The following is a 23,010-nucleotide window of genomic DNA, read 5'->3' on the forward strand; positions in this document are numbered from 1 at the left end:
CTCATCCATACCTCACAATATTATTTTCATTGAAATTACTTAACCACCTAACCATAACTATCACTCAATCAGTAATAATGTGGCTTACGGATGGTTAGCAACATCATAATGCTCACTTAACCAGAATATAATACATTAACCATTAGTCGCATCTTTTGATAAAAACACCCGACTCAGTGGCGGGTGTTTTTTTACTTTATTACTTTATTACTTTATTACTTTATTACTTTATTACTTTATTACTTTATTACTTTATTACTTTATTACTTTATTACTTTATTACTTTATTACTTTATTACTTTATCTATCCTATTTGTTCCAATCACTGGCAAACAGTATAGAGTTTGATTAGATCGGCCTTTCTTGCTCTTTATTTTCCCCTCGCTCGCAAGCATCCTGAGTGCCTTACCACAAGATGTTGCCATATTGACCTTCTCTCCATGTAGCTTGCACAATTCACTCGCAACAACCCATTTAGTATCATTATATTCCCCTGACAGATAATTATGGCAAATAATATCGTACCAAGCCCCCTTATCAGTGTGAGCATCGTTTACAGACGCAGCTTGAATGACTGTCGTTTCATCCAGATACCAAGAGCCCCCATCATCATATTTTGCCTTTACCTCCAACCAAAACTGACGTAATTTCTCGGGTTCGGTGTGACGCACTCGCCCCTCATCCCAACTCCAACCAAGAATTTCATTAAGAACATCCATATTTGCTGGTGACGCCAACTCGATCACCGCAAACCGCGAACTCCCAGTAGCATCTTTCAGGAAACCAGTGCCGTTAACCGTGCCAATAAAACTAGTTTGACGCCGCTTAACAGTGAAATTACGCCCATACGGCACTCGAAAACGGTCATGATCTCTCGTTAAAAACGCTTTCAGGCTGCCAGCCTCATGCCTGGTGGTACTCTCAAGTTCGGCCAATTCTACCACCCACGCGGAAACTGCGCGTCTCACATCATCAGGCACATCGGGATTGATGGAGCAATCCAGTGTTGACCCAGGTACCACAGTGGCAATATGGCGTATCCATGCAGATTTTTTGAATGATTGGCCACCCGCGAGGACCGGAACCAATTTTGATATCCAATTGGGTTCATATAATGCAGCAACACATCCAATCAACCATGGATTTATTACCTGAGCGGCATAACCTGGGTTGACCGCACCTAGGGTGGCTATCACCTTATCCACTCGTAATTGACCATCCCACGGCATCCCGTTCTCCAGCCAACTACGTACAGGATGATAACTATGCTGTTCACAAATCGCGGTCAAATGATCATCAATTGCCCTGTCTGACAGATGTGCATGCTGGCAGGCATCAACCAGCGCAGATCGCTGACCTGCATCAGAGAGACCTAGGCGCTGATTATCAGAATTAGCGACCTCTGGTTCAGCCGTCATCTGGTTGAAACGCGGGATCCAGTTATTGTGTAAAATAATAGCATGCAGATTACGGCTGGTCCTCATCGGTCGGCTATTTGGCAAAAGGTCCGGCAACGTCAATTGCTCGCTTTTGTCCATGACTTTCGCGAAAACTACATTTTTGTCCTGCTGCTCATTATTTTTCTGATCTTGCTGGTCGTACGTCAGGAGTTCACACTCAAATATTGTTTCATTTCTTTGTCTCATTGTTATTATCCTCGGCCTTATAGGCCTGTTTTTTATATATAATATGCATTACCACTTGGATTTAATTTTAATTATAACCAAAATCAGCCTGTTATAAATCGCGTGTGAAATATCAAAAGATGCTTTACCTTTAGTTTATTCCTATGAGACCAGACATGCTTAAACTGTGCTTCGTGTACAATGTCACTTGTAACGACCATACGAGTATAGTGCACAGGAATTCAGAGATAACATTTCAACAAAACCAGTAGAATACGTTATATCCACATAGGCCAACCTGTCTATGTGCCGATGAAGATATGACTATTCCCATCAAAGATCAATAGGACGAAAAAAATAAATTGACATTTTGTGGGATTTATTTATTAAGCCTAATAATTGCACCTAGAATTACAACGAATATATATAAACACTAATTCCTAGTGACGAAACATGGCTATTTAAACTACCAGGTTATCGATAAATTTCCGAACGTCGCAGTAGTTATGGCCGCACAGCTAGAGCAGTTCTCGGCATGTCGCATACTGTCCAAAATTGCAGCGGCTGAAACCACTACAGAGGAGAGACCAATCGCCAGCATTGTAGATACAGAACTGGATCACATGCACCACGACCAGTGGTGCAACCTAGAAAAAATGGCTACTGAGCTATCCTGCCTGGGGGGCGAGTACCGACAGATCTATGAACAATCCTCGCTACGCGAGAATGATAGCCATAGCTATTCACCTTTTCAGGTGAGAGGGATACGCTTTATCTATATATATAAAAACAATCCCTCTCAGCTATGCAACTCAGTTACACTGCTGGACCTCAGAGTTTCTCTCGCTCCTGGGCAGTTGGCTGCTCACGTTCGGCCATGACGTCGGCGCTCATACCAGGCTCATCAAACCACCTATCCCAGGACTCACCTACAGGTGTGATTATGCGAGTACGACCAACCACTACGATCTCAACATGCGTGACCTCATCTGGCAGGGCCACGGCCTCGGGCAGGTAAACCCCCTGGCCACGACCACACTTAAAAACTGTTGATTCCATCACGCGTCCTATGAAGCCAGATACCATGTGAACCGAACATAGCTAATGGGCCCGGTATGTCAACTGACACCGGATGCACACGTTATGCAATACGGCTATACTGTATATAAAAACAGCAACCAGTGAGCCGCCATGTTCGCCATCCCACATCCAACCCCGGACGCTCTAGAGCTGCCGCTTTTTCTGTCCCCTGTGATTTGCGGCTTTCCTAAATAACTGATCCCAATAGTGCTACTGAATCGCCCCCAGTTCCCTAGACACCTCACAGCCTTAAAATGAGGCAACTATTGGAGGTGTTATGACCCGTCAGCGTTATCCAGAAACATTCAAAATCGAAGCCGTTAAACAAATCACCGAGCGCGGACGGCCGGTGGTTGACGTTGCACGAGCCCTCGGGGTATCCGGCCACAGTCTGTATGCCTGGCTCAAGCAGTACGGTAAGCCTGCTGACCAGCAGCTCGAAGAGTCTGCTTTGCAAGCCGAGATACGCCGCCTGAAAGCCGAACTGCGCCAGGTCACCGAGGAGCTCAATATCCTAAAGGAGGCCGCGTACTTTGCCAGCGAGTCAAGGAAAGGTACGCATTCATAACCTCCCGACTCGACCGCTACAGCGTCGTTACCCTGTGCCAGACCCTGGGGGTTCACCGAAGTGGCTTTTACGCGTGGCTGAAACAGCCCACATCGCCACGCCATCAGGAGGACGAACGACTGACCGGATTGGTCAAGCAATCCTGGCTGGAAAGTGGTGCTGTCTACGGTTATCGCAAAATCCATCGCGACCTTCGTGACGCAGGGGAAGCCTGCGGCAAGCACCGTATGGCCAAATTAATGAGGCGGGAAGGGCTGCGTTCGCAAACGGGCTATCAACGCCGCAAGGGGCATTATGGAGGAGGCAAAAGCCCACAGGTTGCCCCAAACACGCTGGCACGTCAGTTTAAGATGCCAGCTCCCAACATATCCTGGGTGACTGACATTACCTACATCCGCACTCAAGAAGGGTGGTTGTACCTGGCGGTGGTGCTCGACCTGTTCTCTCGCCAGACGTCGGTTGGGCGATGAAGTCACGCATGACGGCAGACTTGGCGGTTGATGCGTTATTGATGGCCGTCTGGCGACGCAAGCCCAAGCAGCCGGTAATGGTGCATTCGGATCAGAGCAGCCAGTTTACCGGTGGTGAATGGCAGGACTTTCTGAAGACCCACAACCTGAGTTGCAGCATGAGCCGACGTGGCAACTGTCACGACAACGCGGTCGCCGAGAGCTTCTTCCAGTTGCTCAAACGGGAGCGGATCAAGCGCAGGATTTACGCGACAAGAGACGAAGCCCGCAGCGATGTGTTTGATTATATCGAGATATTTTACAACCCAATCAGGCGCCATGGTTCCAATGATGGGCTGTCGCCGGTAGAGTTTGAAAGGCAGTTTATTTTTCAGCAACAAAGTGTCTAGAAAACCAGGGGCGATTCAAACGCACCGACTCAAAAGGTTCGAGCTGCATGGCATCGTCACACGCACAGCGTATGCTGAGACACCTCCAAGGGTCGTGTATGAACTAACACCGCTTGGTGAGGGCCTGCGAGTTCTTGAGGCAATGGGTAAGTGGGGGTACTCTTTGCCGGATGATGCCACGTCAAATGAGTCACCATTACAATGGTGACGGACATGGAATTCGTTGCAAGTCCTGAATGCTCTTTTTGAGCCCTCCACCGAAATCTCTCACGACGACACAAGCGATGAGCATTAAGAGCCGCTAAGTAAAGTGCTAATTAAGCCAGTGGTTGAACATCGATGGCCCAATCCTATCGAAAGTTGTCATTTAGGCCACTTTTTAGCGCATGGAGATTGAGCAAAAATCACCTCCTCGAAACATCAACAGGACCAATCACATGAAATTCAACGCACTTCCTTTGGTACTCTCTATCGCTTTTGGTGCAGTCACCGCCCCGGCGTTTGCAGGAGAAAGCGACACTCAGGCTTCCACTTCAACTCATAAAGTTGAAATGCAACAGGTTCGTAATGCGACAGTGAAAATCACTTACGCAGGCACTACCTTCTTGATCGATCCTATGCTGGCTAAAAAGGGCGCTTACCCTGGGTTTGAAGGTACCTATCGCAGCAACCTCCGCAATCCGCTTGTGGAGTTACCCGAGTCGGCAGAGAACATCATCTCAGGAGTGGATGCGGTCATCGTTACTCATACCCACCTTGACCACTGGGACGATGCAGCACAAAGAGCATTGCCTAAAAACATTCCGCTGTTTGCGCAGCATGAGGCTGATGCACAGCTGATCCGCGCTCAGGGTTTCAAGAACGTTCGCGTACTGACTGACGAAGCTGAATTTGGTGGCGTTCAAATTTCCAAGACTGGTGGTCAACATGGCACAGACAAAATGTATGCCGATCCCGTTCCCGCAAAACTGCTTGGTGAAGCCATGGGCGTCGTTTTTCAAGCGAAAGGCTATAAGACCCTCTATTTGGCCGGTGACACCATCTGGCGCAAAGAAGTAGACAAGGCCATAGAGGCATATGACCCCGAGGTCATCGTGCTCAATGCCGGGAAAGCAAAATTGATCGGGTACGAAGGTGCAATCATCATGGGTGAGGAAGACGTGCTTCGCGCATCACTGGCTGCGAAGAATGCAAAAATTGTTGCGGTGCACATGGACGCAGTTAATCACATGTCCTTGACCCGTGATGAACTACGGGCCTACGTCAAGAAGCATGGTATCGAGAGCCGCGTTGATATCCCGGAAGACGGAGTGTCACTGGCGTTCTGATGTCAATTACATAAAGCGGCATGAAACGGCTTTTGATGTTCAGCAAAGGCATCGTTGCTCGGTTAAGGGGTGGGTTATTGAATAACCCACCCTGCAAGTCTCTGTCAGTTAGGGCTAATCTGTGTCCGCAATACATGTTGCTGTGCTCGCCTTCAAGGAGGTGAGGCCGTTGCTTCCCAAATCTGCCGTCCCCAGCCCCAAATGGTCGCTACATTTGGGGCTTTCCGACAGTCAGACCAAGGCTGTTCAGTTTGTTTATCGCGCTCTCATACGCCATCATTTCCCCTACCTGATCGCTGTATTTCCGCAGACTGATTTTCCCCGCCATCAACTGCTTGAACCGACACATTGCTGTCTCTGCCAGCGAGCGATGTTGATAACCCGATCATCTATAATATAATGAGAACGGGCCATACATTTTACCAGTGAAATGAAAACACGACAAACCAATGCCAATAAATACCTAGCAAGATTAGATAGAACCCCATATCTATCGTGATTTCATTACCGCAGGTAAAAGCCTGGATCAGCCTCTATCAACACGTTTTGCTGGTAACTCGATTTTTCAGAGCCTTATTTATCTGCGACAATATTGTTGCTCTATGATTAAGTGGAAGCATTTTTTCAAAAATGCTTTGTTTATAACCAGAAGCCGCTGTAATCAAGTAAAAACAATCTTTTTCCCCCAAGAAAAGAGAAAACCATTCATTCTTTGTGAAAGGATTTATTTTATGAATTTTAATTAGCGCATTAAAAATATCCTTAAACACGTCAGACAAACGACCTTTATTTCTCAACTCAATAATATTTTCATATAACGAGTTGTTAGACTCAACAGATTGTATGGGTGACGACAGTGGGATTTGATTGATGATTACACCAATAAATTCACCAACCCTGCAATCTGGAATATACCCATAATGATCTCGATACTTATCATCGTCGCTCTTATTACGTTTGATAACAGGACACCCGCCAATTAGTCCTTTTTTCTGATTTTCCATGTAAGCATACTGGACCAGTCGTTGCTGCTCTTGGACCCAAAGCCTTGCATTTTTTACGTCAGCCTCGGTTAACTCTTTTATAAGGGAAAAATCAGAATTCACATCAACTGTACCTAGGTGAACATTTACAGCCCTATACCTACGAACACATTTACCTGAACTGAGCTCCAGCTCTTCCAGTACACTCACGGTTTTGCTAAATGATACTGTTCTAAGATTTGCATTCAACCTCATGTTAGCCATGCCACACCTCTCATTATTATTGTTATTTTATGTTTTTTTCTTTGGTTTGTTCGTGTGATATGGGATCCCCATACCAATCAGCAATCCATTCATTGTTAGTCAAAATTTCATTTTTTAGTTTGTCTCTGTCTAAGAAAAACATGTTTGGCTTATCAATAGTATCTTTTTCTGAGTTGATATCCTGGACATATCCATCAGGAATCAATGCGTTTGATCCTACATGAACGCTCTCCAGCCCTTTCCTAAAAATTGTAGCCAAAACGCCTTCCAACAGTGCTCGTGCATTTGATATAAAACTATCCGATGGTTCTTCGATTGATAGCAAAACAAAATCCAATCTTAGAAGCCGGAAAAAGAATGACGATGAACCATATGTTTTTTTATCCACAAATGACTGCACTGTTCTTTTAATCTTGGCATATTGTTTTTTAGTGCAACGAATCCATGCAGTAAATAGTATAACCTTAAGCTCGATTAATTGATTTGATTCACCTAATTGCAAATTTAAATCATCTCGCCGAGGTGAATATTCAATGCCCTGGTCGAGCAGCTTAGACCAGGTAGCCCGCAATCTCTTAACCTTAGAGCCTGATATCCATTTCTTACCGTCTATACTATAACAAATACCTTTTGGCTCGTAATTATCTGCTCTCCTCACCCTGACCATTACATTATGCTCACGCAACCCAGTGACAAATTCAGTCATGTTGTTCGGCTGTTTTTTAAAAACCACGTCCATTGCATCCCTGATAATACAAGCGGGATCATGCATAGCATGAAAGCTCCCTCTACCACGGCCATTTTTAATATTTACTATGCTATACTCATGACCGAAATTTTTTTCAGGGCTTTTACAGATCGACAATCCCAATTCCATTTCAATTTTTCGAGCAGCGTCAACTCCACGAGCGTAGTCATTACTATCATCAACTAAGGTTCTGTCTAGTTTTACTCTACATGCCACAACATGTACATGTAGAGACCTTGTATCGCGGTGTATAACAGATGTCCATCGAGTATCGCTACCATATCCCAGTTCAATCATTAGCAGCCTAGCTGCAACTAGACATTGATATGGCGTTAATGATTCATCGGGGCTTAATGATAGTGAATAATGTGCACATAGTTGGTTTCCTGTGCCTGCATACAATGATGCCTGCATATTCAACTCCATGAGTAGTGGCCCGATGTCATAATCAGAGACCTCACCTCTTTCATTCAATGTAATATTTGGTCTATTAATTACACCACCACCGAGATGATAAACCTGTGATGGCATGGATTTTCGTTTCCTACCAATATGTATAGCTCGGTAAATATAAGACAGTCTGTACTGGAAGTTTTGGCCGAACCTGTGTTTTTCAAAATTCATTTCAACTTTACTCCAATCAGAGCTTTTTCAATTCCTATAAACAGAGAATTTATAGATGAGAAAGCCTGCATCACTGGAGAGTTATCACTACTGTCAGTAATAAATTTATAAACGTCACTACCGACCTCAGCTTGTCTAATCAACAAAATGATTTGATTTAAATTCGATGATATATTGTATACCCCCTCGAGCAATCTCACACGATCATCATATGAAAAATCTGGTGAGATATTACTGTCTGGTTCCCTGAGAGCCAAAAACCGAATCAGGCTAGACTTTTTGGGAATGCCATAGGTTTTACTATGCTTAGTTAAAACACGTTGCTCAGCTTCATTAAATGAGATTCGGAGTATTAAGCTGCGTTTTTCGCCAGCTGATTTTTGGGGTCTACCTGAGCGTGGTTTTATGTTCATTGCGTGCACCTTTATAATAATTATTAGTAGTGTTATGCGTTTTATTTTTCAAACCAACCTATTTAATAGACATTAAAACATAGCTGGTTTAGCGTTTTTTCAAAAAATATACAATAAATTTATACGAAGTCACATTCAGAAATGAGCTAAATTATTCGGTGATATTTAATTCTCACTCTAATTATAGTATTGCAAACACTAAATATAATATCAACAATTTTTTGAGCTAAATTATTAATTTAACGACTAACGTTATCAATGGCATTGGCGAAAGTTAATATTTAAAATATGAAATTAACTAGACATACATGGTGAATTTAATTTTCTTCCGTGAAATTAAAACTATGACATAGGCTGATTAAAGTTATATAAAAAGGCATGCCCTCATCCTATGACAGACATACCTTTTCTAGAACTGGTCGAACCAATGATGTCATATAAGCTCAGGGCTATGAGATAAAAGCCTACCAAATGATTGATCATCAACATAACCCGCATGATCATTTCTACGCATATTTTTTATCTGACTCAGCACAGTAAAAAAGCACTCCTCACATAGATGCACCTCATATGCCGTACCATCATGTTTCGAACCATAACCCCATTTTGCAGTCAGGGCTCCAAACTGAGGATTATACAAATTTGGGTTCATATGTGGGGTTGTGCTTTTATGGCATACGTCACACTGAATATCAGCTATAACCTCAACCTCTTTTGTGGTCATTATTTTCATCGAAAACTCGCTATACATGTAGAGTAATGGACGGATAGCATGAAAAAAAATGTCTCATGCCACCCTAAACAAAATTTATTATAGTCGAATGAATAAAAAAGCAGCCTTACGGCTGCTTTCAATACCACTATAATTGTGGATTAGATCAGATAATCCTCTAAGGACTTTCCGCTAGCAACGCCCTCAGCGATGGCTTTCGGCATACGGCCCTGGCCAGTCCAGGTTTTTTCCTGGCCATCTTCGTGATACTTGTACTTTGCGGGACGCGGCGCACGCTTGGCCTTTTCCTTTCCTTCAGCTTTCGACGGAGCTGCACTGCCAACCAGTTCGCTGGGGTCAATCCCTGCGTTTTTCAACATCTCGCTGAACTCTGCCAGCTTACGCAGACGTTCGGCGTTTTCTTCCTGATATCGAAGCTCAGCAGCTTCACGCTCTGCAAACACCTCATCAATTTTTGTCTTAATCTCGATCAGTTGTTCGAATGGTAGTTCACGCAGAGCGGCCCGGAGACTACGAATGTTCAACAGTGTTTTGATAAAATCGTTCATGGATATCACGCCTAAAAAGTTATTTGTTTATCGCCTAGCATTATCACCTAGCTGAAGTTTGGTGCCAATATTTATCATCAAAATAATTGATTTTTATATAGCCACATAGTGAGGTTATGCGTAACCGCTCAACATCGATCTAACTTGAGTTAAGACCCCACAGGTTCCATTAGTTACTGCTAGACTGGTTTATTCATACTGACAGCAGAGATCTTGTGATGACTCAACTCATTCTACTAATCGTTGCCCTCAGTACTCATGGGAGATCCCATGAGATTGCATATGAGGTTTGTGATGAATTTATTGATGATGCAGTTCGGTATTCAGAAATGGACACTATGTATCTAACAACACTGCGCTCACAGGTTATGGCTGCAAAAGATCTAGCTTTTTTTGAAAGGTTGTTTTCGACGACATCAGACAAATTGCTCCGTGCCTATTCTGCCCATAGCATCGAACAGGCTCGTGAAATGGCTTTTCGCGATACACGGCAGTGGGAGCTGTTGTTGCTAGATATCGGCATCAAGATGCATGGACGACCCGCTAGCGAGTTGTGGAGCACGTATTATCTGGCTTGCCGAGAGACACTGCTGTAATACTACCACGATCTAATCATCCCTCGTATGATGCTGTTGTGGCACGACAATCGAGATCCTCTAGGTCTCGAACAGTGCATTTGCGGTGAAATGAAATCAAACTCAGCAGACCAACATCAGTCATTGTCAGCTGACAACGGTCTGTATCAGCAGCTCATCTCGAACCCGTTCCCCGGTAATGTTAGAAATGGGATGAGGTGAGTGCGATAAGGAGCAAGGCGTTTACGTTGGCCAGAATGGCTGTGCCACTTCGCCGGAATACGCACCGAAAGAGATGTTGAACCACAAGGTAGCCCCAAGCAATGACTCTCACTTGAGGCCAACCGTAGTGACACTATGATTTTCCACGGTATTACCGGGAAGTCCTATATAGTTAGGCTCTCGGCAAGATTGAGCTCAATTAGAGCACACACTTAGTCCGTTTCATTATTTAAGCTGCTCGATGTATTGCTGAACACAATCGACAACAACCTTCATTTTGCTCCGGTATTCGGAATGAATAAACTTCATGCTTATTACCTCTCCTGTGTTAATTGTTACATCAACATAGTTTGCAGAGGAGAGCTCTATCTTTTTAATTTCTTGGAAGCAAACCTCAGTATCGCTTCCTGCATGTCCATATGAGATAAGACCATTATCTAGCACAGCAAAACCTGAGCTACCACTCTTGAACAAAGTGGTATCAAAAAGCATCTGACAGTTATAGTAACCGGTTTTGTCACCCATCTTTTCTCCTTGTTTTGTACCGATGAGGTCCATACCATGGACAATTCTCTTACCTTCACTGAGATATTCAACATAGGGGTAGAATATGTCATCAAAGTCGATGATTTTTTTGGGCTGATTATAGTTTTTTTCTTCTACAGCCTTGCTGCCGCTAACTAATAAGGGCTGCTCATTATTCAAAGTGGGCAATTCGGAGGGTTCGAAAGAAATTGGATCTTGGATAAAAGCACGTTGCTGTATCAGCTGTAATACTTTAACCCGCATTATTTCATAGACGTAGTTTATAGCCGCTCGTTCACTTTGTTTCTGACGTTTATAGAGGTCTTTGATCACAATATTCTGATCTAACTCAGTGAATTTTTTAAAAACAAGATCTGCCTCATTATCAGTTAGACCATGCTCATCACAGATTTCTGTGAAAGCATCATGAATGTAGTGCCTAAGCGCAAGGGAATCATCATCGACAATTCCGTCGATAGCACCAGAAACGAGGAAGCGCATAATGCCGCTACCTAGGCTAGAGCCAACAACCCCGCCAAGTACGCCGCCTATTACCGTCCCAACTACTGGAATAACGCTTCCTAATGATGCTCCAGTAGAGGCACCAGACATAAAACCAGCCGTCCCACCCACAGCCTCGCCCGCTGAAGTGATTATTTTTTTGCTGAATTGACCACCAGATATACGGTCATTGAACAGGTCTGAGAAATGCTTTCTAGATGACCAACCCACGCCGACCGCAATACCAAGAGCAGTCCCTCGGAGGTACTTACTGGCAGCATTTTTGGCGGCCGCACCGCTCAGGCTACTGCCACTGACTGAATTAATTAGTTTGGCTGACAGTTCAGAACCAAGTTGCTTGGTGATCGCATTTGCACCAGCTTTAAATAATTTATCAGCTCCAGCCTTTTGTAACTGGGACACAAGCAGTGAATTCACATAGGTATCTGCGCCGACGCTTAAACTGACGTCAATGGCTGAACTTAATGCCGCCTTGTAATCTTTGCCATCCCATATTTCTTTGGCAAACGCCATGGTGGCCGATATACCCATCGTTGAACTGGAAGTAATAATTCCATTCACCGAGTCGAAGGCAAGACTTTCCAATGTGCCGAATTTCACGACCTTCTTGGCCTGTTCATAGCTGAAGTGGCCTTTTTTAATCAAACTATCCGCATCATAGCCAGGAGGAATCCCCTCAATCTCACCATTCAAAATTCGCTCATTAAGCAGTAATTTGGCTTTATCGTATTGATCACTTGGTACTTCAATCGACATTGGCTTCCCATCAGGATTTCTGTACCGCCAATGTTTATTTTCGATAGCAGCACTTACCGTTGCGCTGGGAGTTTGGTAGTATTTAGTTTGATAATAGGTGCCATTAACCAACCGATCTGGCCCATCCTTCATGTTATCATCACCGACAATCTGAGCATCCCTCATCAATAAATGGTCAGCCAAGTCATTTATTTTTTCTGCTGCAAACCCATGCCCCTGTGAACCTTGTAACTTTATATTTTCACTGTATAGAAGAGATGTTTCGCTTCGAATTAATGCGCCATGACCATCTACGCATTCCTTTTCGGCTTCGGTATCTTTCACATTGTTCATTTAACAACCCCATAGAGACCCTAGTGAATACGTCATGCTATACCAAGTATCTAGGCAACTCACAATAGGATTTGGTAATTAATAACAGCCACATACCTCATTTGCAGTAGAGTAAATTTGACCCATAGTCAGATAGAGCTCGCAAAACAGGAGCGCTGTAGCCATACAATCCCAGACCCACGCCATCAAGCAGCGAATTATCGGTTTTATGCATAGCCCACAACTACTGGTACAGCTGCTAGCGGCATAGCCGCAGCAAACACAAAAAAAGCTCCATTGGAGCCCGTGCATAGACACCTCAGCCCACACAAGTGATACTGATCATATTCATATTGCTCGGAACTTAGCCACTTACGTTCAGCGCAAAATGACTTTGTCAGGACCCAGTCCATCGAAAGTTCTTTTGAGGTAGCCATGGCACGCACGCTTGACGAAATATTGACCACAGAAATGCCCGACGTTGTCACTCAGGCCAGGGAAAAAGCAGAGCAAATGCGACTGGAGATTAATCTCACCCAACTGCGTGAAATGCTGACCCAGGCTGGCACCGAACCCATGATTTGCGATCAAACACCATCAGTACAGGACGTTACACTGATGGATCTTAAACGCTGGGTCGAGGCTGCTGGGGGAAAACTACAGCTCAATGTTGAAATGCCAAACGGATCTCAGATCTCGTTTGCCGTTTAACTAGAAATCCATCTCTGCACACCGTAGCAATTGTCAGCTGACAACGAGTCGATCTTCACCTCAGTGGCAGCAAGGGATCAGATTATCGGTATTGTGAAATAGAACTCTGACCCTGGCCAACTGCGACTACGTTGGCGGGTGCCGAAAACCTATAGGCTAAAAGGGCTAAATGTTGACGAGAGGCTTAACCTTGCCCTTGTAGTGGTCTAATCATCCCGGACACCATTTTAGGTGGTACAGTCGCCACCATGACCTGAGGTGTTCAATGACAAGATTACGTCGCTCATTTACTGCCGGATGTCAGCACTTTCCAGCAAATTCGCATTATCGGTATCGTGAAATGGAAACCAGCCCATCCAGTGATGGCGATTGTCAGCTGACAACGGGGTGATCTGCACCAGAGCATCCGCTGGCCCGAACTGCTACAGGTATCGTGAAATGGAAATTCCGCCCTAACAAGCTCGATTGTCGGCTGACAACGGGGTGATCTGCACCAGAGCATCCGCTGGCCGGAACTGCTACAGGTATCGTGAAATGGAATTTTGACCCTGGCAAACAGTGATTGTCGGCTGACAACTGGGTGATCTGCACCAGAGCATCCGCTGGCCCGAACTGCTACAGGTATCGTGAAATGGAAATCCCGCCCTAACAAGCTCGATTGTCGGCTGACAACGAGGTGATCTGCACCAGAGAACCCGTTGCTCGGAACTGCTACAGGTATCGTGAAATGGAAATCCCGCCCTAACAAGCTCGATTGTCGGCTGACAACGGGGTGATCTGCACCAGAGAACCCGTTGGTCGGAACTGCTACAGGTATCGTGAAATGGAAATCCCGCCCTAACAAGCTCGATTGTCGGCTGACAACGGGGTGATCTGCACCAGAGAACCCGTTGGCCCGAACTGCTATAGGTATCGTGAAATGGAATCCCGCCCCTAACGAGCTCGATTGTCGGCTGACAACGGGCTGATCTGCACCAGAGAACCCGCTGGCCGGAACTGCTACAGGTATCGTGAAATGGAAATCCCGCCCTAACAAGCTCGATTGTCGGCTGACAACGAGGTGATCTGCACCAGAGAACCCGTTGGTCGGAACTGCTACAGGTATCGTGAAATGGAAATCCCGCCCTAACAAGCTCGATTGTCGGCTGACAACGAGGTGATCTGCACCAGAGCATCCGCTGGCCCGAACTGCTACAGGTATCGTGAAATAGAAATTCCGCCCCAACAAGCTCGATTGTCGGCTGACAACGGGGTGATCTGCACCAGAGCATCCGCTGGCCCGAACTGCTACAGGTATCGTGAAATGGAAATTCCGCCCCAACAAGCTCGATTGTCGGCTGACAACGAGGTGATCTGCACCAGAGAACCCGTTGGTCGGAACTGCTACAGGTATCGTGAAATGGAAATCCCGCCCTAACAAGCTCGATTGTCGGCTGACAACGGGGTGATCTGCACCAGAGAACCCGTTGGCCCGAACTGCTATAGGTATCGTGAAATGGAAATTCCGCCCCAACAAGCTCGATTGTCGGCTGACAACAAGGTGATCTGCGCCGGAGTGCCAGCAGGCCGCAACTGCTACAGGTAGCGTGAAATGGAATCCCGCCCCTAACGAGCTCGATTGTCGGCTGACAACGGGCTGATCTGCACCAGAGAACCCGCTGGCCGGAACTGCTACAGGTATCGTGAAATGGAAATCCCGCCCTAACAAGCTCGATTGTCGGCTGACAACGAGGTGATCTGCACCAGAGAACCCGTTGGTCGGAACTGCTACAGGTATCGTGAAATGGAAATCCCGCCCTAACAAGCTCGATTGTCGGCTGACAACGGGGTGATCTGCACCAGAGAACCCGTTGCTCGGAACTGCTACAGGTATCGTGAAATGGAATTTTGACCCTGGCAAACAGTGATTGTCGGCTGACAACTGGGTGATCTGCACCAGAGCATCCGCTGGCCCGAACTGCTACAGGTATCGTGAAATGGAATTATGACCCTGGCAAACAGCGATTGTCGGCTGACAACGGGATATCTGCACCATAGAACCCGTTGGTCGGAACGGCTACAGGTATCGTGAAATGGAAATCCCGCCCTAACAAGCTCGATTGTCGGCTGACAACGGGGTGATCTGCACCAGAGAACCCGTTGCTCGGAACTGCTACAGGTATCGTGAAATGGAATTTTGACCCTGGCAAACAGTGATTGTCGGCTGACAACAGGGGTGAACTGCACCAGAGAACCCGCTGGCCGGAACTGCTACAGGTATCGTGAAATGGAAATCCCGCCCTAACAAGCTCGATTGTCGGCTGACAACAGGGGTGAACTGCACCAGAGAACCCGCTGGCCGGAACTGCTACAGGTATCGTGAAATGGAAATCCCGCCCTAACAAGCTCGATTGTCGGCTGACAACGGGGTGATCTGCACCAGAGAACCCGTTGCTCGGAACTGCTACAGGTATCGTGAAATGGAATTTTGACCCTGGCAAACAGTGATTGTCGGCTGACAACAGGGGTGAACTGCACCAGAGAACCCGCTGGCCGGAACTGCTACAGGTATCGTGAAATGGAAATCCCGCCCTAACAAGCTCGATTGTCGGCTGACAACAGGGGTGAACTGCACCAGAGAACCCGCTGACGGAACTGCTACAGGTATCGTGAAATGGAAATCCCGCCCTAACAAGCTCGATTGTCGGCTGACAACAGGGGTGAACTGCACCAGAGAACCCGCTGGCCGGAACTGCTACAGGTATCGTGAAATGGAAATCCCGCCCTAACAAGCTCGATTGTCGGCTGACAACGGGGTGATCTGCACCAGAGAACCCGTTGGTCGGAACTGCTACAGGTATCGTGAAATGGAAATCCCGCCCTAACAAGCTCGATTGTCGGCTGACAACGGGGTATCTGCACCAGAGAACCCGCTGGCCGGAACTGCTACAGGTATCGTGAAATGGAAATCCCGCCCTAACAAGCTCGATTGTCGGCTGACAACAGGGGTGAACTGCACCAGAGAACCCGCTGGCCGGAACTGCTACAGGTATCGTGAAATGGAAATCCCGCCCTAACAAGCTCGATTGTCGGCTGACAACGGGGTGATCTGCACCAGAGAACCCGTTGGTCGGAACTGCTACAGGTATCGTGAAATGGAAATCCCGCCCTAACAAGCTCGATTGTCGGCTGACAACGGGGTATCTGCACCAGAGAACCCGCTGGCCGGAACTGCTACAGGTATCGTGAAATGGAAATCCCGCCCTAACAAGCTCGATTGTCGGCTGACAACAGGGGTGAACTGCACCAGAGAACCCGCTGGCCGGAACTGCTACAGGTATCGTGAAATGGAAATCCCGCCCTAACAAGCTCGATTGTCGGCTGACAACAGGGGTGATCTGCACCAGAGAACCCGTTGGCCGCAACTGCTACAGGTAGCGTGAAATGGAATCCCGCCCCTAACGAGCTCGATTGTCGGCTGACAACGGGCTGATCTGCACCAGAGAACCCGCTGGCCGGAACTGCTACAGGTATCGTGAAATGGAAACTCGCCCATCCAGTGACGACGATTGTTAGCTGACAACGGTCTCGGTGGCCGCTGGCGATCCAATTATCGATATCATGAATGGCAAAAAGGGCAATAGATAAGTCTCGATGAGGTCAGATTGGAGTAAGCAATCGAGGACTAAAAATCATTTTTAGCCGTGTAGTGGCTCCCTACCAAATAATCTGAACAACAAGCACCCAATCAGGCTAAAAAAGAATCTTTCCGACAGCAAAACTACTCAGCTGTTTATTTTTATTAGTATTTTTATATAATGCGCGCACGTCCCAGTGGCACAGCTGGATAGCGCGCGCCCCTCCTAAGGGCGAGGTCGCAGGTTCGAATCCTGCCTGGGACGCCATCTCGTAACCTCATTTCACCCCCAATAATGCATTTGCGCATGCGTTGCAAGTATTATTTTGCGCTATTTCAGCGCTATTCAAATCCAAAAATGCACTTAAACCATTGTTTTTTAACGATATTTTTTATTCAAAAGCTCTTATAACCATCCCCTCCTAAGGGACAGGCCACTGGTTCGACTCCAGTCGGGAGCGCCATATAAAACAAGGGGTTGGCATCATCATGGTGCTAACCCCTTGGTCGTTTTTGGCCTCGTACCCCTCTCCGTACCCCTCCAGCGCAGTTCATTGCACAACATCATCATGCTGTAACGCCCCTTGAAATAATGAGCATTTAATGGCAAATGAATCCTATTCAATAATCTTTCAAACCTACATCACCCCCATGAGTTAGCAGGCTGATGTCTGCATTTCGCAATTCTTGGAGGAGATATGGCTCACCTGATCGACACCATGGCCTATACCGGCCAAACCCCTTGGCATGGCCTTGGCAATGTTTTGCACCCGCAACAGTCCCTCGATATATGGCTACAGGCTGCCGGGATGAATTGGACTATTGAGCAGAGTGACGTAATGTTTAACGTCGCCTCCGATGCACTCCATATTCGCCCTTATTCAGACAGCAAGGTTTTGTACCGCTCTGATAATCTGGAGCCTCTATCCGTCGTCTCTCGTCGCTATAACGTGGTACAGCCTCACGAGGTGCTGCACTTCTATCAAGACCTAGTGGAAGCCGGTGGTTTTGAGCTGGAGACCGCGGGCTCGCTCAAAGGTGGCCGCAAGCTGTGGGCACTGGCTAAGACCGGCCAGGACCTAAAACTCAAAGGCAATGACTTGGTAAAGTCCTATCTGCTGCTGGCGACCAGCTGCGACGGCACACTCTGCACTACGGCGCAGTTCACCTCGCTGCGAGTAGTCTGCAACAACACCCTGCAGATGGCACTGCGCAGCGCTACCGGAGCCATCAAGGTGCCCCACTCCACTCAGTTCGATGCTGCGACCGTCAAAGAGTCGCTCGGGCTGGGGCTCTCCCATTGGGATGAGTTCAAGGCACAGACCAAGGCGCTGGCACAGCGGCCCGTCGCCCCCGAAGAGGCACTGCGCTTTTTCAGCGACCTGTTGGCGCAACCGCTGGATGAGGAGAACATCATCCTCACCAAGCCGGTACAACGGCTGCATGAGCTCTATCAGGGCGCAGGCATGGGCTCAGAACTTGTCAGCTCCCGCAATACCGCCTGGGGGCTGGTCAATGCGGTAACGGAATACGTGGATCACCATCGCCGTGCTCGCAGCCAGGATCACCGGCTTGATTCCGCCTGGTTTGGTCAGGGCGCCCAACTCAAATCCCAAGCCCTGAATCAGGCACTCACTCTGCTGCAGTAATTCCTCTTTCCCAATTCAGCCGCATAACGACCTCACCCGGACTGGCGCAAGCCAATCCGGGCGTAGCCATTTATGCCGTCAACCAGGAGTCGTCATGAAAGCAAAAGCCAAATACGGCCAGGCCCTGCGACTGGCCTCCACTACTCAATTAACCCGCGAGCAGTGGCTCGCTATCCGCAAGCTCGGCATTGGTTCTTCCGATGCCGCCGTGGCTGTGGGGCTCTCCCCCTACAAATGTCCACTCAGCCTGTGGTTGGAGAAGACTGGCCGCAAGGAGCCGGAGGATATCTCTCACAAGGAAGCTGTGCTGTGGGGTATCGAACTGGAACCTGTGCTGGCGCAGGTCTACGCCAAACGCACCGGCTATAAGGTGCGCCGGGTCAATGCGGTACTGCAGCACCCCGAGCAACCCTTCATGCTCGCCAACCTCGACCGGGAGGTAATCGGCCATCCCGATGGGCCGGGCATTCTGGAGATCAAGACCGCCAGCTATCACAGCGCCCCACAGTGGGAGGAAGGGGTGCCGGTGGCTTACCAGTGTCAGGTGCTGCATCAACTGGCCGTCACCGGCCATGCCTGGGCTGAGGTGGCAGTGCTCATCGGCGGCCAGGATTTCCGGATTTACCGCATCGAGCGCGATGAGGAGAAGATCCAGGATCTCACCGAGCGGGAAGCACAGTTCTGGCAAATGGTGCAACAAGACCAACAGCCTGAGCCTGATGGATCCAGTGATGCCGCCAATGCCCTGAGCTGGCTGTTTCCGCGTGACGATGGCCAGACGGTGGATCTCTCCGATTCCCCCGAGTTCAACCAGCTGTTTGGCGAGCTATTGAGATTGCGCGAGCAAAAGGAAGCCGTCGAGCTGCAGGAGTCACAACTCAAACAGCGGCTGCAAGCCACTTTGGGTGAAGCGACAGCCGGGCTGTTTGCCGACGGCAAGATCACCTGGAAACGCAGTAAAGACCGGCTGGCGCCGGATCTCGATAAGCTCGGTCAGGATCATCCCGACCTGCTCACCCGTTACGTCAAACCGGTGCCCGGCGTGCGCCGTTTCACCATTCAACCCTTGAGGCAAACACCATGATCAAAGGACTGGCGATAACCCCGCCCGTGATCGGGCGGGTCTGCATCGGCAAGCTGGTGCAAAAACAAGATAAGTGGGTACCGGAGAAGGACGACAGTTTCACCCTCACCACCCAGATACAACAAAAAGGGGGATGGTTGCTCCATCCCCTGCATCAACACTACTCATCGCAAAAAAGTAGCCAAGGGCAGGAGCAGACCAAGATCCGCGCCATTCCGGTACGGGTGCTGTTCAACGATAGCGACTTGAATCTGCGGGCGGAATATAGCGCCTTTGACCGTCAAACCGGCAGGCCGTTGTGTGTCGGGAATGGGGAGGTGGCGAGACGAGTGGGGGCGCAAGGCATGGAGGAAGTCAGCTGCCCTGGACCAGAGCGCTGCGCCTTTGCAGGGCAACAGGGCTGCAAGCTGTACGGTCGACTGAACCTGTTTGTGGAGGGGCAAGGGGATGAGCTGGGTAGCTTTATCTTCCGCACCACCGGCTACAACTCGGTGCGCACTCTGGCGGCTCGACTGAAGTACCTGGAGGCTGTGAGCGGGGGCCATACCCGCTATCTGCCGCTCACTCTACGGCTGCGGGCCAAGAGCACCACCCAGTCCTACCGCACCCCGGTCTACTACGTGGATTTAACCTTGCGGGAGGAAACCAACCTGACCGAGGCTGTCAGGCTCGCACAGGAGGCGGCCCAGCGTGACCAGGAGGCAGGCCTTGCAATCGACCAGATGGAGCAAGCCGCTCGTGAGCTGCTGCGTAACGGCCAGTTTGAGGATATTGATGAAGAGGTACCGATGCTGCTGGAGGAGTTCTATCCCGAAACCAACAGCGACGAGACGGCGAATGGTAACGCTGGTGTGGAGGCGACTACTTCGCATGCCGCACCGCAAAGCCAAGCAACCAGAACGCCGCAGAGGCCGCAACCAAGAAGGAGTCCACTCACCAACAAATTGGGGAAAGGGAACCCATCCCCTCCCCAGTGAATGGCGGGTGATCAGCGGGGACGCGCCAACCGCTCCACCAACCGTTCTACCGTTTCCAGCAACAGGGTTCGGTCAGCATCATCGAGCCGAGCCAGTTGCTGGCTCAGCACAATGCCCTGCTCGGTCGGGCGGTTACTGGTCTCACGCAGAAAGTCGGCTAGCTCACAACCAAACAGTTGAGCGAGCTCCGCCAGCCGCACCACGGTCGGCACCACAATTCCCCGCTCCATTCGAGAGACGGCTTCCATCCCGATATTGAGGTGTTCAGCCACATGCTCTTGCGTGAATCCGGCTTGAGTACGCTTGTGGCTGATCGCCTTGCCAACGCTCTTGGCTAACAGCTCAAGGTTGATATCTGTCATGGGTCCTCCAGTCAACCTCTATGGTTGACCATGGACCCATTGACGACAAGGACTCAAAAGGTAGACTAAAGACTTAATGAGTCCACAAACGGCAATTGGCGCTGATTTGACACAGATGCGAGGCCCTCAACCAATAAACCAGCGTGACCAACTCGCAACAGGTGGGCTCCATAAGACCCTTTTACTAAACGACCAAGGAAACAAAACATGGAAAGACTGACTTATGAAGATCTAGGTACTGACAAGCTGGCCTCACTGATCCGTGCACGAAAATCTTTCGAAGTCGTGGGGCTATCTGGGCGTATGAGCGCCGCTGTGACAAAACTTGAAAACAGCATCGAACCTGCCGGGCTGAAATGCCGGGTGTATACCAAGGGCCGGATCGCCGCAGCAGGGGCCAGTGTCTTTGGCGGTATTACCGGTCTAGCCGGGATCGCATCTGCCGTCACCATCGCGGCACATAATCTCGCCACTTACAATCCAGACTATGAAATCGTTAAGCACTTGGTGGATAACTCACTCAGCGTGCTTTACAAAAAATAACCACGTTAATGGCTCATCTAAATCCTTGAGCCTTTAGGAGTCACAGGGATGAAAAAACTCTTCATTACCTCAACAGCACTGCTGCTGTGCGGCAACGCCATGGCGTATGGCGAGGCCGGACGCTGGAGCAGCGGCTGGGGTCAGGGCACCAGCGAATACACGGCGGTGGTCAACGAGCAAAACAACCTCTATATCGCCTGTAATGACACCCGCAAGGTCAGCATGACGGCCACCGTGCAAGGCAAGGAGTACGGCTCTTATGCTGGGCAGGCTTTCTCCATCGTCGTCGATGGCAGCCAATACGATGCGCCCTATGAGACCGAGTCCCGTGTCGGTGAGAACAATTTCTTCGACATGTGGGGCAAACTACGCAAGGCCAAGTCGATCAGAATTTTGACGGCTGACGGCAAGCAGCTCGCACTGCCGACCCAAGAGGTGGCATCAGTTCTGCCCGCCACCAATACCCCCGAGTTTGACTGCTTGATGTGGGACCAATAGGTCACACCCATTCCCATCCAAGAGGAGGCATTTGCCTCCTCTTTTTATTTCTGCCATTCACCCACTCTTGAAGGAGACGCACTATGCCCCCCTGCATTCCCCCTGAATGCGAGCCGTTCGATCACCAAGGCTTTTGGCACAAACTCTGGGCCTTTGCCAAACGTGCCGGTCGGCCCTTTATCGAGACCTGCCTGTTGCTCTACTACACCAGCCAAAAGGATGATCTGCCGCTTTGGGCCAAGCTCCTGATTTACAGTGCGCTGGCCTACTTTATATCGCCCATTGATGCGATCCCGGATGTGTTGCCGATGGGACTCACCGATGACATAGCGGTACTGAGTGCAGCTCTCGCCAGCATTGCCGCCTTTATTGATGAACAGATCCGTGCCCGTGTGGCCAAAAAAATGCGCGAGCTGTTCGACCAAGATTAACCCCCACAAGGAGTACACCATGGCCATTCCCTTTTTCCGGGAGGGCTTTGCCCTGCCCGTTGCCCAAGCTTTGCTGGTTCTGCTCAACCAAGAAGTCGCTAAAACCGAGCTCGACATCGAGCGCTTAACCCAACTGACCTTCAACTTTCGTAACCCCGGCTACAGTGCCGCTCAAGGCGGCGTGCACCCAGTCGAGATCCGGCTGATCCGTGGGCTCGATGGCTGGCTGTTCGATTACGTCACCGACTTCAGTTATCAAGGGCTGGGCTCGGATGCCGAGCTCAGCAAGGAGCTCGATTTCAACTTCCTTGATGGGGAACACACCATGCTGGGCTGGGGACCGCTGCGGCTGGCCGAAGCGCGGGAGCTGTTCGATATCTGGCAGAGCAACTTCATTGCCTACTGCCGGTTGGAGTGTTTCAGCGTCACGGTCGCAGGAGATTAGGAGGACACG

The 23,010-nt window shown here is 48.7% G+C and carries 20 protein-coding genes, 1 tRNA gene and 2 pseudogenes; 13 read left to right on the plus strand and 10 right to left on the minus strand.

From position 1 onward, the window contains the following. Positions 1-287: 287 nt before the first annotated feature. Together WBR25_RS16080 and vapB are read right to left on the minus strand one after the other, a co-directional pair. Entirely contained in the window at positions 288-1,646 is a 1,359-nt protein-coding gene (locus tag WBR25_RS16080; RefSeq protein ID WP_479748609.1) for a VapE domain-containing protein, read from the minus strand. An 810-nt stretch (positions 1,647-2,456) separates the two neighbouring features. Continuing rightward, positions 2,457-2,711: a type II toxin-antitoxin system VapB family antitoxin gene (vapB, locus tag WBR25_RS16085; protein WP_307773673.1), complete on the minus strand. Its 255-nt coding sequence runs from the start codon at positions 2,709-2,711 to the stop codon at positions 2,457-2,459. A 271-nt stretch (positions 2,712-2,982) separates the two neighbouring features. Here vapB and WBR25_RS16090 point away from each other — a divergent pair. The 3 genes and pseudogenes from WBR25_RS16090 to WBR25_RS16100 all read left to right on the plus strand — a co-directional run bounded on the left by WBR25_RS16090 (position 2,983) and on the right by WBR25_RS16100 (position 5,460). Further along, positions 2,983-4,132: pseudogene (locus tag WBR25_RS16090) on the plus strand (IS3 family transposase). Then, positions 4,125-4,340, plus strand: coding sequence for a winged helix-turn-helix transcriptional regulator (locus WBR25_RS16095; protein ID WP_345774167.1), 216 nt, complete (start codon positions 4,125-4,127; stop codon positions 4,338-4,340). Before WBR25_RS16090 ends, WBR25_RS16095 begins: the two are co-directional and overlap by 8 nt. Before the next feature lie 229 nt (positions 4,341-4,569). Beyond that, positions 4,570-5,460, plus strand: coding sequence for an MBL fold metallo-hydrolase (locus tag WBR25_RS16100; protein WP_341276192.1), 891 nt, complete (start codon positions 4,570-4,572; stop codon positions 5,458-5,460). Between the two features lie 208 nt (positions 5,461-5,668). On the opposite strand, the pseudogene WBR25_RS16105 reads toward WBR25_RS16100, so the two are convergent. The 6 genes and pseudogenes from WBR25_RS16105 to WBR25_RS16130 form a co-directional block, all read right to left on the minus strand. Then, a pseudogene (locus WBR25_RS16105) lies at positions 5,669-5,845 on the minus strand (IS5/IS1182 family transposase); the annotation flags it as partial. Positions 5,846-5,996: 151 nt separating this feature from the next. Then, positions 5,997-6,707: a hypothetical protein gene (locus WBR25_RS16110; RefSeq protein WP_247824042.1), complete on the minus strand. Its 711-nt coding sequence runs from the start codon at positions 6,705-6,707 to the stop codon at positions 5,997-5,999. Positions 6,708-6,729: 22 nt separating this feature from the next. After that, positions 6,730-7,986 carry a relaxase/mobilization nuclease domain-containing protein gene (locus tag WBR25_RS16115; RefSeq protein WP_247824041.1) on the minus strand — a complete coding sequence of 419 codons (1,257 nt, stop codon included), beginning with the start codon at positions 7,984-7,986 and terminating at the stop codon, positions 6,730-6,732. A gap of 89 nt (positions 7,987-8,075) precedes the next feature. Beyond that, a complete protein-coding gene (locus WBR25_RS16120) occupies positions 8,076-8,492 on the minus strand; it encodes a hypothetical protein (protein ID WP_139474405.1) in 417 nt (138 codons plus the stop codon). Positions 8,493-8,925: 433 nt separating this feature from the next. Next, the gene (locus tag WBR25_RS16125) at positions 8,926-9,225 is read right to left on the minus strand and encodes a hypothetical protein (protein WP_247824040.1); all 300 of its coding nucleotides are present in this window, start codon (positions 9,223-9,225) and stop codon (positions 8,926-8,928) included. Between the two features lie 140 nt (positions 9,226-9,365). After that, positions 9,366-9,773 (minus strand): H-NS family histone-like protein, encoded by a 408-nt coding sequence (locus tag WBR25_RS16130; protein ID WP_040096571.1) that lies wholly within the window; start codon positions 9,771-9,773, stop codon positions 9,366-9,368. A gap of 218 nt (positions 9,774-9,991) precedes the next feature. On the opposite strand from WBR25_RS16130, the gene WBR25_RS16135 reads away from it, so the two are divergent. After that, complete coding sequence (locus tag WBR25_RS16135; protein ID WP_144716192.1) at positions 9,992-10,369, plus strand: hypothetical protein; 378 nt, start codon at positions 9,992-9,994, stop codon at positions 10,367-10,369. A gap of 426 nt (positions 10,370-10,795) precedes the next feature. On the opposite strand, the gene WBR25_RS16140 is transcribed toward WBR25_RS16135, so the two are convergent. After that, positions 10,796-12,706 carry a hypothetical protein gene (locus WBR25_RS16140; protein ID WP_257701322.1) on the minus strand — a complete coding sequence of 637 codons (1,911 nt, stop codon included), beginning with the start codon at positions 12,704-12,706 and terminating at the stop codon, positions 10,796-10,798. Between the two features lie 414 nt (positions 12,707-13,120). Here WBR25_RS16140 and WBR25_RS16145 point away from each other — a divergent pair, with 414 nt between their 5' ends. The 5 genes from WBR25_RS16145 to WBR25_RS16165 all read left to right on the plus strand — a co-directional run bounded on the left by WBR25_RS16145 (position 13,121) and on the right by WBR25_RS16165 (position 20,722). Continuing rightward, a complete protein-coding gene (locus WBR25_RS16145; RefSeq protein ID WP_479748615.1) occupies positions 13,121-13,396 on the plus strand; it encodes a hypothetical protein in 276 nt (91 codons plus the stop codon). Positions 13,397-17,203: 3,807 nt separating this feature from the next. Next, positions 17,204-17,280 (plus strand) — tRNA-Arg (locus WBR25_RS16150). A gap of 430 nt (positions 17,281-17,710) precedes the next feature. After that, positions 17,711-18,661, plus strand: a complete 951-nt coding sequence (locus WBR25_RS16155; RefSeq protein ID WP_144716201.1) for a DUF932 domain-containing protein — start codon at positions 17,711-17,713, stop codon at positions 18,659-18,661. Between the two features lie 94 nt (positions 18,662-18,755). Further along, positions 18,756-19,745: a YqaJ viral recombinase family nuclease gene (locus WBR25_RS16160; protein WP_100654375.1), complete on the plus strand. Its 990-nt coding sequence runs from the start codon at positions 18,756-18,758 to the stop codon at positions 19,743-19,745. Next, entirely contained in the window at positions 19,742-20,722 is a 981-nt protein-coding gene (locus WBR25_RS16165; protein ID WP_100654376.1) for a recombination directionality factor, read from the plus strand. Before WBR25_RS16160 ends, WBR25_RS16165 begins: the two co-directional genes overlap by 4 nt. Before the next feature lie 11 nt (positions 20,723-20,733). Here the strand turns inward: WBR25_RS16165 and WBR25_RS16170 are convergent, their stop codons facing one another. Beyond that, positions 20,734-21,084, minus strand: coding sequence for a helix-turn-helix domain-containing protein (locus WBR25_RS16170; protein ID WP_101530889.1), 351 nt, complete (start codon positions 21,082-21,084; stop codon positions 20,734-20,736). Positions 21,085-21,291: 207 nt separating this feature from the next. Between WBR25_RS16170 and WBR25_RS16175 the strand changes: the two genes are divergently transcribed. The 4 genes from WBR25_RS16175 to WBR25_RS16190 all read left to right on the plus strand — a co-directional run bounded on the left by WBR25_RS16175 (position 21,292) and on the right by WBR25_RS16190 (position 23,001). Then, positions 21,292-21,627 (plus strand): hypothetical protein, encoded by a 336-nt coding sequence (locus WBR25_RS16175; protein ID WP_042658366.1) that lies wholly within the window; start codon positions 21,292-21,294, stop codon positions 21,625-21,627. Positions 21,628-21,675: 48 nt separating this feature from the next. After that, entirely contained in the window at positions 21,676-22,125 is a 450-nt protein-coding gene (locus tag WBR25_RS16180) for a hypothetical protein (RefSeq protein WP_100654378.1), read from the plus strand. Between the two features lie 83 nt (positions 22,126-22,208). Next, on the plus strand, positions 22,209-22,556 hold the full coding sequence (locus tag WBR25_RS16185; RefSeq protein ID WP_100654379.1) for a YkvA family protein: 348 nt from the start codon (positions 22,209-22,211) through the stop codon (positions 22,554-22,556). 19 nt (positions 22,557-22,575) lie between these two features. Then, complete coding sequence (locus WBR25_RS16190) at positions 22,576-23,001, plus strand: DUF2787 domain-containing protein (protein ID WP_100654380.1); 426 nt, start codon at positions 22,576-22,578, stop codon at positions 22,999-23,001. Positions 23,002-23,010: the final 9 nt, after the last annotated feature.

This window comes from Aeromonas sp. MTB (assembly GCF_056632455.1).